General features: G+C 40.6%; 11 protein-coding genes. 7 read left to right on the top strand and 4 right to left on the bottom strand.

The window, feature by feature from the left end; all coding sequences use genetic code 11:
- Positions 1 to 11 precede the first annotated feature (11 nt).
- Positions 12 to 755, top strand: coding sequence for a superoxide dismutase (locus tag ACE1B6_RS20865; protein ID WP_413259244.1), 744 nt, complete (start codon positions 12 to 14; stop codon positions 753 to 755).
- A gap of 112 nt (positions 756 to 867) precedes the next feature.
- Here the strand turns inward: ACE1B6_RS20865 and ACE1B6_RS20860 are convergent, their stop codons facing one another.
- The gene (locus tag ACE1B6_RS20860; RefSeq protein ID WP_413259188.1) at positions 868 to 3081 is read right to left on the bottom strand and encodes a heavy metal translocating P-type ATPase; all 2214 of its coding nucleotides are present in this window, start codon (positions 3079 to 3081) and stop codon (positions 868 to 870) included.
- 138 nt (positions 3082 to 3219) lie between these two features.
- On the opposite strand from ACE1B6_RS20860, the gene ACE1B6_RS20855 reads away from it, so the two are divergent.
- A complete protein-coding gene (locus tag ACE1B6_RS20855) occupies positions 3220 to 3573 on the top strand; it encodes an ArsR/SmtB family transcription factor (protein ID WP_413259187.1) in 354 nt (117 codons plus the stop codon).
- Between the two features lie 293 nt (positions 3574 to 3866).
- Here the strand turns inward: ACE1B6_RS20855 and rsmG are convergent, their stop codons facing one another.
- Together rsmG and ACE1B6_RS20845 are read right to left on the bottom strand one after the other, a co-directional pair.
- Positions 3867 to 4598, bottom strand: a complete 732-nt coding sequence (gene rsmG / locus ACE1B6_RS20850; RefSeq protein WP_413259186.1) for a 16S rRNA (guanine(527)-N(7))-methyltransferase RsmG — start codon at positions 4596 to 4598, stop codon at positions 3867 to 3869.
- A gap of 3 nt (positions 4599 to 4601) precedes the next feature.
- Complete coding sequence (locus ACE1B6_RS20845) at positions 4602 to 5303, bottom strand: ABC transporter ATP-binding protein (RefSeq protein ID WP_413259185.1); 702 nt, start codon at positions 5301 to 5303, stop codon at positions 4602 to 4604.
- 267 nt (positions 5304 to 5570) lie between these two features.
- Between ACE1B6_RS20845 and ACE1B6_RS20840 the strand changes: the two genes are divergently transcribed.
- The 4 genes from ACE1B6_RS20840 to ACE1B6_RS20825 are packed head-to-tail and all read left to right on the top strand — an operon-like array spanning position 5571 to position 8042.
- Entirely contained in the window at positions 5571 to 6602 is a 1032-nt protein-coding gene (locus ACE1B6_RS20840) for a Sll0314/Alr1548 family TPR repeat-containing protein (RefSeq protein WP_459563072.1), read from the top strand.
- Between the two features lie 14 nt (positions 6603 to 6616).
- Positions 6617 to 7063 (top strand): DUF3531 family protein, encoded by a 447-nt coding sequence (locus ACE1B6_RS20835; RefSeq protein ID WP_413259183.1) that lies wholly within the window; start codon positions 6617 to 6619, stop codon positions 7061 to 7063.
- Positions 7064 to 7079: 16 nt separating this feature from the next.
- Positions 7080 to 7511, top strand: a complete 432-nt coding sequence (locus ACE1B6_RS20830) for an NUDIX hydrolase (protein WP_413259182.1) — start codon at positions 7080 to 7082, stop codon at positions 7509 to 7511.
- Positions 7512 to 7535: 24 nt separating this feature from the next.
- A complete protein-coding gene (locus ACE1B6_RS20825) occupies positions 7536 to 8042 on the top strand; it encodes a protein-tyrosine phosphatase family protein (RefSeq protein WP_413259181.1) in 507 nt (168 codons plus the stop codon).
- Positions 8043 to 8186: 144 nt separating this feature from the next.
- Here the strand turns inward: ACE1B6_RS20825 and ACE1B6_RS20820 are convergent, their stop codons facing one another.
- Positions 8187 to 8600 (bottom strand): response regulator, encoded by a 414-nt coding sequence (locus ACE1B6_RS20820; RefSeq protein WP_413259180.1) that lies wholly within the window; start codon positions 8598 to 8600, stop codon positions 8187 to 8189.
- 552 nt (positions 8601 to 9152) lie between these two features.
- Here ACE1B6_RS20820 and ACE1B6_RS20815 point away from each other — a divergent pair.
- Positions 9153 to 12071: a GAF domain-containing protein gene (locus ACE1B6_RS20815; protein ID WP_413259179.1), complete on the top strand. Its 2919-nt coding sequence runs from the start codon at positions 9153 to 9155 to the stop codon at positions 12069 to 12071.
- The last annotated feature ends 115 nt before the right edge of the window (positions 12072 to 12186 follow it).

Below are 12186 nucleotides of genomic sequence, written 5' to 3'. Positions count from 1 at the left end.
TGGGAGTAGTTATGATTCTCAACCGTCGCAATTTTTTAGTTTTAGCTGGCAGTACTATTGGTGCAGTAACTTTGGGTGCTTGTCAAGCATCTGGAGATAATATTACTACCACAGAAAGTGAGACGAATGTAGCACAAAACACAGGGTTTTTTAAACTCCCACCTTTACCATATAGCTATGATGCGTTAGAACCGCATATTGATGCGCGAACGATGCAAATTCACCACGATCGACATCATGCAGCTTATGTGAAAAACTTGAATGATGCGATCGCTAAATATCCTAACTTAAAAGGTCAAACTGTCGAACAATTACTGCGAAATATGGACAATGTACCCCAAGATATTCGCACTACTGTTCGCAACAATGGGGGAGGACATTATAACCATAGTATGTTTTGGGAAATCATGACCCCAAATGGTGGTGGAGAACCTACAGGTGAAATTGCTACTGCTATTAACACCGCTTTTGGTAATTTTGCTGAGTTCAAACGATTATTTAATCAATCTGGTACTAGACGTTTTGGTAGTGGTTGGGTTTGGTTAGTTCGCAATCCCGATGGTAAAGTAGGCGTAATGAGTACTGCTAATCAAGACAGTCCATTAATGGAAGGAAAATATCCGATTATGGGTAACGATGTTTGGGAACACGCCTATTATTTAAAATACCAAAATCGTCGTGCTGACTATTTAGATGCTTGGTGGAATACCCTCAATTGGGATGAAATTAACAAACGTTTTGCCGCCTCAGCTTAATCATTAGGTTCGTAGTGACGACTTCAGTCGTATACAGTTTGTAGTAGCGACTTTAGTCGTTTTCTGCGAAAGAAGCGCACTGAAGTGCTCACAACGAACCGATCGAGTCTGCCTAAGTTTCAGAGATTTTGGTATTGAACAAGCGCATAGCATTTAGTGTTACTAATAACGAAGATCCCATATCTTCAAAAACTGCGATCGGTAATCCAATTACACCCAAAACACCTAGAATTACAAAAGTAGCATTTAAAACCAAAGCAACTGCAATACTTTGTTGAATCACCGATAAAGTTCGACGACTCAATTGAATCGCATATCCTAAACGTCTTAAGTCATTTCCTACCAGTACAACGTCAGCAGCTTCCAAAGCTACATCAATCTTACCTACCGCAAAACTGACATCAGCGGCAGCTAAAGCAGGAGTATCATTTATACCATCTCCAACCATGCCGACAACACCAGAACGACGCAGCTGATAAATAACTTCTAATTTATCTTCCGGGAGTAATTCTGCTTGATATTCCTCAATTCCAACCTGTCGAGCAATTTGTCTTACTACTGCTAATCGATCGCCTGTCAATATCACCAACCTTTTAAGTCCAATACGTTTTAGAAGGTGTACTGCTTCTTGTGATTCAAGACGTATCCCATCAGCTAAAGCGATCGCTCCTAGTAATCCTTGCTCTGTTCCTATTAAAACAGGAGTTTGCCCAAAAGATTCAATTTCAGCTAACAGCAATTCCGCAGTTTTTGAAAGCTCAATATTTTGTTCCTCGAATAAGCGACGATTGCCAACATAGTAGACAGATGGCCCAAATTTTGCCAAAATTCCCTTACCAGGAACAGAGGTAAAGGATTCTGGATTTTCTAAATCTAATCCTTGAGCCTTTGCTTCAGTTACGATCGCTTTTGCTAAAGGATGTTCTGACTGCTGTTCTAAGGAAGCGGCAATCATTAACATCATTTTGTCACTCATTAAACCCAGATTATGTACCTTTTGCACCACTGGCAATGCTTGGGTAATCGTGCCAGTCTTGTCAAAAGCCAGAGTTGTCAGCCTTCCGGCAGTTTCCAAGGCATTCCCACCTTTAAATAATACTCCTTGACGAGTAGCGGCTCCGATCGCACTAATCAATGAAACCGGAGTGGCAATCACTAAGGCGCAAGGGCAAGCAATCACAAGCAATACCAAAGCTTTGTAAAACCAAGGTTGAAACGGTTGGGAAAACAAGATTGGAGGAATTAGGGTAATGCCAGCGGCAATAATTAAGACGATCGGGGTATAAATAGCAGAGAAGCGATCGACCCATTGCTGAATCGGCGCACGGCTTTCTTGCGCTTCTTCAACTAAATGCACAATTCGAGCAACGGTTGTATCTTTAGCTGTATGCGTGACTTCAACTTCTAAAAATCCGCTTTGGTTTAAGGTTCCTGCAAATACTCGATCGCCTTTTTCCTTGTTTTCTGGGAGAGATTCTCCGGTAATTGGAGATTGATCGATCGCACTCGCACCAGACAAAACAATACCATCAAGAGCGATCCTCTGACCGGGGCGAATCGTCAAAACCTCGCCAACTTGGATATTTTCCACCGGAACGGCAATTTCTTGCCCATTTCGCCTAACTGTTGTGGTTGCAGGAGTTAAATCCATTAAATCTCGAATTGCGTTCCGAGTCCGACCAAGGGTAAAATTTTGCAACGTTGTTCCCAGCGCAAATAGAAAAATCACTAGTGCGCCCTGAAACCACTGATTTAGAATTGCTGCTCCGATCGCTGCTAAAGTCATCAGCAGGTTCATATCAGCACGACGCAATTTAAGCGCAATCCAAGCCGATCTGAGAATAGGTGCGATCGCTACAACCAAACTAATCGCATAAAATCCCTGAGCAATCAAAGGCAATGACAATAATTTTTCGGCAATTAACCCCAGTATTAGCCCAATGCCACTTAAAACAACTACTTGTCCCCGGCGAGTTTTCAACCAAAATTGCCATCCACCCGGATCTGACTTTTGATCTGCTAAGTTCTCTGGGGAAACGCTGGTAACAACAGATGAATTCGCTGTTTTATCTAGCTCGACTGTAGTGGTTTGATTTGGAATTGTTTTAAAGGTATAACCCAAGGCTGTGATGCGATCGCGAATCGCGGACTCATTCACCTGCTGTGCGTCGTAAGCCACACTCAGCCGTTCTGTAGGAAAACTAACTTTAGCTTCAGCGATTCCCGGAAGTTTTTGCAAAGTCAGTTCGATCGTCTTGGCACAACTACCACAGTCCATTCCACCAATTTGTGCCTGTAAAGTTTTCAGTGCTGAAGCTGAGTTCATCTTAGTAGCCCTTCAAAAACGTGCTTTTGTCAAACGTATCAGCAAGTAATGATATAAAATATATTAGCAATCAATGATATGTTATGAACGTATCAGCCATTACTAATTTTTAATGGTCTAAGACGCGCCCATAAACAAATGACTACCTGCACACAAACAGCAGATTTAAAAGCGAAACTCTTTCGCGGATTTTCCGATCCTTCTCGTTTGTCGATCCTGAATACGCTGCGGCAGGGTCCATTAACGGTGAGCGAAATCGTTCAGCAGACAGGGTTAAGCCAATCTAACGTTTCTAATCATCTCAGTTGCTTGCGTTGTTGCGATTTAGTTGTCCGCGAACAGCAAGGGCGATTTATGTATTATGAGCTTGCCGATGTACGAATTGCAAAGCTTTTAGATTTGGCGGATGAACTGCTGGCAGATGTAGCCAAAGGCGTTCGTCAATGTTCTCATTATCAAAAAGATTCTACAGGTAGAGCCTTTGAGAACTAAAAGTCTCGAAAAAGGCGATTATTAGTTCCCCCCTTATTAAGGGGGGCTAGGGGGGATCTAATGTTGTGATTACTAGGTTTAGATCCCCCCAACCCCCCTTAATAAGGGGGGCTAATATAAGAAGGAGCCAGACTTAATAAATAATGCAAGTTGCTAGTTATCATCCGTAGGGTGCGTCAGAACTAAAAATTCCTGTGACTTGCACAAATTTTACAGTCTGACGCACCCTACCAATCTTAATAAGGGGGGCTAATATAAGAAGGAGCCAGACTTATAATTAGCAACTTAAGTTATTATTTAGATTTAAGTTTGACCTTTTTACCTGGTTTATCGACTGCGAGTTTTCGTAAATGTAAACAATGACGGATGCTGTTACTAATTGGGGTGGTGAAAGGATCGATTAGTTCGATCGCACCTCCCAAGCTGTTTAAAGTCGATCGCAAATCTACCGCTTCTTCTTCAGTCCAATTACCACGATACAGAATTGCCAACCCGCCAACTTTGAGAAATGGTAAAGCATAAGCCGCACAGACTACAGGCGATCCAACCGCACGAATTAAAGCAAGATCGTAAACTTCTCGATATTGAAATTGTTTGCTCAATTCTTCTGCTCGACCTGTTAAAGTGGTAGCATTTTTAAGTTCTAATTCTGAGATTAAACTATCTAAAAAAGTCAATTTTTTCCTAGTTGAATCGAGCAAAGTTACTTGCCAATTTGGTTGAGTAATGGCAATGGGTACACCCGGAAAACCCGCACCAGTGCCAATATCAATTACTTTGAAATCGGGAAGTTCTGTTTTACCTAAAAATCGGGAAATTCCCCGCAAAGAATCCCAAAGATGTTTTTCCCAAAACTCTGTCGGTTCAGTAATTCGCGTTAAATTTAGTTGCCGATTTCCCTGACAAATTAACTCATAAAGTAATTGAAATTGGCTTAATTCTTTACTACTTGGTTGCCAATTTAAGGTTTGCTGCCAGAGTTCCAACATTTCCGGTAACTGTGGCATTTCTATTGAATTATTCATTTTCTACTTAACAGAAATTGTTCCCCCTTGTTCTTCGGCACTCCTGCTTTTGGAGTTTCCATTTCTCAGTGTAGCTGGATCGACAGGGATTAATTCGCCGTGATTTAATGTCCAACAGCGATCGGCTATTGTTAACAAATCTCCCGCATCGTGAGTAACCACAAATAAACTTAAATGATTCTTTAGTTTTGCTAATAAACTCACCAATTGACGACGCATCGACCAATCTAACCCAGCAGTCGGTTCATCCAACAATAATAAATGTGGCTGACGAATTAATTGCACCGCTAAAGCTAAGCGTCGCTGTTGTCCACCACTTAAAGAATGTGGGGAAGTTCCTAATGATAAATGAGCTAATCCCACTTCTGTCAATGCTTCCTGAACTCGCTGGGCTCCTAATTCTGGATGTCCCAAGCGCAATTCTTCCAAAATCGTACCACCACAGAAATAACGTTCGGGAAATTGAAACACTAACCCAGCTAATTGCTGTAAATGTTCAGGAGTCAATTCCTGATCTCGCCACAACACCCTGCCTGAAGTGTTTTCACTTAACCCAGCTAACACTTCTAGTAAGGTACTTTTACCAGAACCACTAGGCCCAATCACTAACCCCATTTGCTGCGGTGCTAATTCCAGGTTAATCGATTTTAAAATCGGTGTTGGGGTAGCTGCCGGGTGATAACTAAGTTCTCGAAGATAGAGCATTCAGTAAAAAGTATGAACCATTCTGTCATCATTGTGGCATAAGGGGGGCTGGGGATTGGGGAGATGGGGAGATGGGGAGATGGGGAGATAGGGAGATAGGGAGATGGGGAGATGGAAAATTTATTCTTTTTCTCTGCCCCCCTGCACCTCTGCACCTCTGCCCCCTTGCCCCCTTGCCCACTGGCAGGAACAGGATGATTTATCTTTGCGTCTTGGCTTTGGCATCATTCACAATAATGATTTAGAAGAAATGAGGTAATGAGAGAGATGTTTTTTGCTGGAAAGAGAATTTTTTCTGTGAGTGGGTTATCATCTTGGAAGTGTCGATCGCTGATCGGTTCGCTGGTAATGACGCTCAGCTTATCGGTGAATTTGGCTATTGCTGGAGATCCATTTCGCGTCAATAACCCAAAACCGATTGGGGAGAAAACCGCAGCTGCTTTTAACGCGGTGTTTCGCGAGGGAGATTACAAAGCTGCAACAGAAATTTATTTGCCGGAAGCAGCAGCCCAAGAACCTGATGAACCGCTAATTTACGCCATGAAAGCTTCTATGGTCTACACTGACTGGCAAAGTGATAAGAAAAATCAAGCTTTGTTGGACTCTTTTAAGACTTACGCCAGCAAAACCCGTGAAACTGCGGAAAAGCTGAAAGCGACCGATCCTTTACGTGGTAATCTTTATGTAGCTGTTGGTCATGGTTTGGACGCAGCTGCGGTAATTACAGAGAAGGGAACGCTGAATGGGGCGACGCAAGCTTTAGGTAAATTACAGGAGGTGTACCGCAGTTTAGATGAGGCGGAAAAGATCGCGCCGGAAGATCCTGAGTTTAATTTGCTGAAAGGTTGGTTGGATTTACTAATTTCGGTAAATTTACCTTTTGCTAATCCTGAATTGGCAATTAAACGTTTGGAAAAAGGGGCTCCAAGTTATTTAGCTTATCGAGGAATTGCAGTGGGTAGTCGGGATTTGAAAAAATATCAGCAAGCGGAGGAATATGTCGATCGCGCTTTGCAAGAAACTCCCAACAATCCAGAGTTACACTATTTAAAGGCACAAATTTTAGTTGATGCCAAACAAGACCAAGAAGCACAAAAACATTTTCAGCTAGCTTTGGCGAACTCGGAAAATTTACCTAAAGAAATGGTGGCGCAAATTGTTCGCGAACAGTGCAAAAGTCAAAACTCGATCGATCGCAATGAACAAAACAAACGTAATTGTAGCGCCATGCGAAATCAGGTCAGAGCAATAGAGGGAAAATGGGGGCCAAGTTTGAGTCAATTACCTAAATTAGATTAGTTGAGATTGAAGCAATGCAAATAGAATTTCGGGAGTTCGATCCTTTTGATTTATGGATTTGGTTACAGTTCTCTACTGTTCCTAGTCCGGCGGAAAAACAGTACGTTGAAGAATTGTTTGATTCTTGGTTTTTGTTGGGAAAATTGGGCGGTTTTAATGCCGAAAATCTGCAAGTTCAAGATACTGGGATAGATATCAGTTACATGGATTATGACCAAGATGCAGCTGATGAAAGTTTCATGGCTTTGATGCACAATATGAGTGAGATAGAATACCAGGGAACTTGGGCGCGTTGCTGGTTTGATTTGGGTACTAGTGATGCGATCGCTCTGGATATTTTAATCAATGCTTTCCAACAGTTAAGTAAGGAATATGTCACCATTGAAAAATTAATTATTGGTGGCGAAAATAAAGATTGGCCTGTTACTAGACAAAGGGAAGCTAGCGTTTACGATAACTAATTAACCAACTAAATTTATGCTCAGAGAGGGTGAAATTAGGGTCATAGCTTTGGGGATAATTCGGGATGAGAGCGATCGGATTTTTCTCGCCCAAGGTTTTGACCCTGAAAAACAAGAAATTTTTTACCGGGCGCTGGGTGGTGGAGTCGAATTTGGCGAAACTAGCTGCGAAGCCTTAAAGCGGGAATTTTACGAAGAAATCCAGGCAGAATTAACTAACATCAAGTATTTGGACTGTCTGGAAAGCCTTTTTACTTTTAATGGTAAGCAGGGTCACGAAATTTTATTCGTCTATGAATGCGACTTTGTAGATCCTAAATTTTATCAGTTAGAAAGTATAAATTTCAATGAAAAGAAACGCCAAAAAACTGCCCTTTGGGTAGAAATTGAAAAGTTTAGGTCAGGAAAACTAAAATTGGTTCCCGAAGGGTTTTTAACTTATTTGTGAAATAAATTTTAGGATAATCAATCAATGCTTAACCAAGTAAAAAAGCTATTAGGAATAGAACCAAAATCTCTGCCGACAAATCTGTTTCGTATAGATTGGGTAATTCCGCGGAAATTAGCAATTGGGAGATTACCTCAACCCGGTGACGAAGCACAACTGCTGAAAGCTGATATTAAAACTGTGCTTTCCCTTTGTAGCGAAGAAGAAGGAATTTTACCAGAGGAAATTAGCCAAAATTTTCAATGTTTCCGTCTGGTTTTGCCCGATCGACATTACACCACTAAATTAACCGCAGAACAGTTAACTGAAGCCGTAAACATTGTTCACCAAAATATTGAAAAAAATCCCCCCGTCTTTGTCCATTGTTTAGCCGGAATCGAGCGTTCCCCAACTGTTTGTATTGCCTATCTATGTAAGCATCACAAAATGGAACTTTGGGAAGCAGCTAACTGGCTAAAACAAGTACATTCTACCTCACTTCCTAATGATTCAGGATTACGGGCTATTCGAGAATTTCTTCAGCAAAAATAGCAGAGTTAGGTAAGAATTACCTTAGCCATAATCCAGGGCGATCGTCAATGAATTTTACCTTAAAGGAAGAGTATTTACAAAAAAGTTTTTTGTTTATTTATTTTAATTCCAGCAACGCCAAAATTGGCTGACAAAATAACTCAATTAAGCCTCTCCGGGTAGTTCTGCTGCTAAATTTTCATTGACAAACTTTTCCACTACCTGTTGTAGTTGATGAGCATCAAACGGTTTAGTTAAATATTCCGTAGCACCCGCCAAACGTCCTTGTACTTTATCGAAAAGTTTGTCTCTTGCCGTCAACATAATTATTGGTAAATCGCGGAATTGCGGTAAATTACGTACTGTTCGGCAAAATTCTAAACCATCGATTCCAGGCATTGAGACATCCAGTAATAATACGGATATCTTTTCATGGTAGATCAATGCTAAAGCATCAACCGCATTACTAGCTACTATTACCCGATAATCTCGCCCTAAAGCTCTTTTAATCATTTCTTGCATGACGACGCTATCATCCACCGTCAGCACTGTTGAACTATGACCTGAATTTGAAGACATACCCTCTATCTCCCGTCTTCGAGTTGATGGTTACACCACAACTTTAACTTGTTTCCCAAGCACACCTTAGCATTATTTTATATACAATTGTAGTTGATTATTTAAGTAAACTACACTAGAGATAATTAAGCGAAAACAAGTATAAATTTTTGTGAATTCAACTAAAGAAAGATTAAATTTAATTTAAATTATATAGAGAGACTTATTAAAATAATTTTAAGAACCAAAAGATGTTATTAGGCTTCTCAATGGGCATCTTAAATAAATCAGGAGATTTAGTTAATTTGAACAAAGGAGGAAATGTCCAAATTGGGAGATTAGCTAAAGTTTCCCCCTAGAGCTAACAGTAGAGTGTGGGAGAAAAAATTATTTAAAAATATGTCTGAATTAAAACCTTTAGAGAATCTTGGGTAAAGGAAATATAAAAAATGCACCCAGGAAATGACCCAGGTAAGTAAAAAGAAAAACTCTTTAATGGGACTCGATCGAACTCTTACCGTACTAAACAGAGAATATGTTAATTTTTATACTTAAAAAAAGGGGGCGGAAAAGATGAAAGCATTGTCAGGGAGTCAGACAGCACTGAAACTCTACTATTTGAGCCAGTGTCAAACTGATAGTAATTCTGAGGCTGATTTCGACGACCTGGCTAGTCTAGGAGCTTATATTTGCCAAACTCCAATTGCTGTGATTCGGTTGCTTAAGGGGAAAAAATTGTTACTTAAATCAAAATTTGGTTTAAGTACAAATGAAGCCCAACAATGTGAAGATTTTTGCACTTTTGCCACCAGTCAAGCTGACTTAGTAGTAATCCAAGATACCTTGACCGATCGAAGGTTTGCTCTGCATCGAGCCGTACAGCTAAATCCGAAAATAAGATTTTATGCAGCTGTTCCCTTGATGACAACTCAAGGGGTAATTTTGGGTACTTTATCTGTAATGGATTATGTACCGCGAGAAATTTCTTGGCAAGTTTATCAAGCTTTTCAAGCTTTAGGCCGTCAGGTTATAGGTAAACTGGAGTTACGTAATCAACTATGCCTCCAAGGTCATCAATTAATAAAGGTTAAATCAATGCCGTCACAAGCACCTTGGGATGTAGCCAAAATATTTGAAAGCATTACTGATGCTGTTATTGCCTTGGATAACCAGTGGCAAATTACTCATTTAAACTCACGAGCTAAACAGATTTTTTTCAATACTCAAGAAGAGTTGGTGGGTAAGAATTTTTGGCATGAGTTTCCAGGGGTAGGCGATTCAAATTTATTTACAGAATGCCAGAGGGTAGTATCTCAAAATGTTACTGCTCATTTTGAAGAGTTTTACTTACCTTTGGGGATTTGGTTAGAGGTGAGAGCTTGCCCTTATGATGATGGTTTAGTAATTTATTTACGGGATGTGACAGCGAGGAAACAAGCTGAGGGGATGTTATTGGAGCGATCGCGCCTCTCAGCTTTTAGCGCCGAAATTGGCATCACTTTAGGGCAAGGTGGTAATTTGCCTGACATCCTCAACCGTTGCACGCAAATCATGGTAAGCCATCTAGATGCTGCTAGTGCTTACATTTGGACAGTAAATCCAGCTGGAGAGAATTTACAGTTGCAGGCGGTTGCTTTTGCGGTTAATTGCGCTTTTCCTCAATCAAAAAATCAGTGTTTTACCGGAGAAAGGGCAGAAATAACAGCGTGTAATTGGCTACATCCTGATAGTTCCATTGTGGATTTTATTACTCAAAGTCACCAACCTTACTTAAATAATCAAATTCAAACTCAGGACTCGTTAGAGATAAAATCATGGCTACAAAAAATCGGTAGTTGTAGCTGTTCTTTGTTGAAAGCTTTTGCGGCTTATCCGTTAATTGTGGAAGATCGTCTAGTGGGGGTAATGGCGCTTTCTAGTCGGCAAACTTTCAGCGAAGAAGCGTATAGTATGCTGGAGTGGATGGCTAATGCGATCGCGGTGGCGATCGATCGCACTTGGGCCAGATCGGAATTACTTTCCCGGCGCGAAAGTTTGCTGTTTAGATTAGCTAGCCAAATTCGTAATTCTTTAGATTTAGATACAATTTTAGGAATTGCAGTTAATGAAATTCGCAGTTTATTGCAAATCGATCGCTGTCATTTTCTCTGGTGTTGGCCCCATCCAGAAAAACCAAGTTTAACTGTAACTCATGAAGCTTGTCACCCAGATTTACCGAGTTCATTAGGTGATTATCCGAGTGAAAAAGTCACCAATTTAGCGAAAAAGATCTTGAATTTAGAAGCGATTCGAGTTGACAATATTAATAATGAAACTAATTTAGATGAGCAGACGCGATCGCTGTTAAATAGTTTTGGGATTACTTCCCAATTATTAATTCCTTTACAAACTCATTCGGGGCAACTAGGTGCGGTGGTATGTAGCCATTGTAGTGGTAGTAGACCTTGGACTAATAGCGAAGTTGAATTGTTAAAAGCCGTGGTGGATCAGTTAGCGATCGCGATCGATCAAGCCGAACTTTTCGCCCAGACTCGTGCCGCTGCTTTCGCCGCCCAAAGTCAAGCCCAACAATTGAGTCATGCTTTACAAAATCTCAAACAAACCGAAGCCCAGTTAGTACATACAGAAAAAATGTCTAGCTTAGGGCAAATGGTAGCAGGTATTGCTCATGAAATCAACAATCCCGTTAACTTTATTTATGGCAATTTAGACCATGCAAATGGTTATATTGCCGACCTATTAGGATTGCTACATTTATATCAGCAGTATTATCCAACTCCTGCCCCAGAAATCATTGAAGAAGCCGAAAAAATTGATTTAGAATTCCTCAAAGAAGACTTACCAAAATTATTAGCTTCGATGCAGGTAGGGACAGAACGAATTCGGCAGATCGTCTTATCCTTAAGAAACTTCTCTCGTTTAGATGAAGCCGAAAAGAAACCTGTAAATATTCATGAGGGAATCGACAATACTTTACTAATTTTACACAGTCGTTTAAAAGGTGGACAAGGTAAACCAGAAATTCAAATTATTAAAGAATACGGCAATTTACCTGCAATTGAATGCTATGCTGGACAACTGAATCAGGTATTTATGAACATTATCAGTAATGCTATTGATGCCTTGGAAAATGTCGCAGAGCCGAGAAAAATTACGATTCGCACTTCCGTAGTAAAAAATCGCTCTGAAAGTTATTTATTGGCTGGGGAAAATCAACTGCAAAGTAATGATTATTTACCGGAATTTAATGATAATTTGCATATCGTAGTAGTGAGTATTAGCGACAATGGATTGGGAATGTCGGAAGAAGTAAGAAAACGTTTATTCGATCCATTTTTCACGACTAAACCTGTGGGTAAAGGAACGGGGCTAGGCTTATCAATTAGCTACCAAATTGTAGCTGAAAAACATGGTGGTCAATTGAGATGTAATTCTGCACCTGGTAAGGGAGCAGAGTTTGTGTTAGAGATTCCGGTTTATATTGGAGAATAGGCAAATAAAACAGCTACCCCCTTTATGATTGGGCGATTGAAATACGTGCTACGCACACGCTACGCGAACGCTGCTACACAAACAAAGTCCGCCTACGCGGACTAAAGAATAACGG

Origin of the sequence: Floridaenema fluviatile BLCC-F154 (assembly GCF_041929135.1) — a bacterium.
Classification (GTDB): Bacteria; Cyanobacteriota; Cyanobacteriia; order Cyanobacteriales; family Aerosakkonemataceae; genus Floridanema; species Floridanema fluviatile.
The sequence above is the reverse complement of the archived record's forward strand: the minus strand, read 5'-3'. Positions and strand labels throughout refer to the sequence as shown.

What these genes read in the sequence shown, in the direction of transcription:
- ACE1B6_RS20865 (WP_413259244.1), top strand. Translation starts at nt 12, where the DNA reads ATGATTCTCAACCGTCGCAATTTTTTAGTTTTAGCTGGCAGTACTATT.
- ACE1B6_RS20860 (WP_413259188.1), bottom strand. Translation starts at nt 3,081, where the DNA reads ATGAACTCAGCTTCAGCACTGAAAACTTTACAGGCACAAATTGGTGGA.
- ACE1B6_RS20855 (WP_413259187.1), top strand. Translation starts at nt 3,220, where the DNA reads ATGACTACCTGCACACAAACAGCAGATTTAAAAGCGAAACTCTTTCGC.
- rsmG (WP_413259186.1), bottom strand. Translation starts at nt 4,598, where the DNA reads ATGAATAATTCAATAGAAATGCCACAGTTACCGGAAATGTTGGAACTC.
- ACE1B6_RS20845 (WP_413259185.1), bottom strand. Translation starts at nt 5,303, where the DNA reads ATGCTCTATCTTCGAGAACTTAGTTATCACCCGGCAGCTACCCCAACA.
- ACE1B6_RS20840 (WP_459563072.1), top strand. Translation starts at nt 5,571, where the DNA reads ATGTTTTTTGCTGGAAAGAGAATTTTTTCTGTGAGTGGGTTATCATCT.
- ACE1B6_RS20835 (WP_413259183.1), top strand. Translation starts at nt 6,617, where the DNA reads ATGCAAATAGAATTTCGGGAGTTCGATCCTTTTGATTTATGGATTTGG.
- ACE1B6_RS20830 (WP_413259182.1), top strand. Translation starts at nt 7,080, where the DNA reads ATGCTCAGAGAGGGTGAAATTAGGGTCATAGCTTTGGGGATAATTCGG.
- ACE1B6_RS20825 (WP_413259181.1), top strand. Translation starts at nt 7,536, where the DNA reads ATGCTTAACCAAGTAAAAAAGCTATTAGGAATAGAACCAAAATCTCTG.
- ACE1B6_RS20820 (WP_413259180.1), bottom strand. Translation starts at nt 8,600, where the DNA reads ATGTCTTCAAATTCAGGTCATAGTTCAACAGTGCTGACGGTGGATGAT.
- ACE1B6_RS20815 (WP_413259179.1), top strand. Translation starts at nt 9,153, where the DNA reads ATGAAAGCATTGTCAGGGAGTCAGACAGCACTGAAACTCTACTATTTG.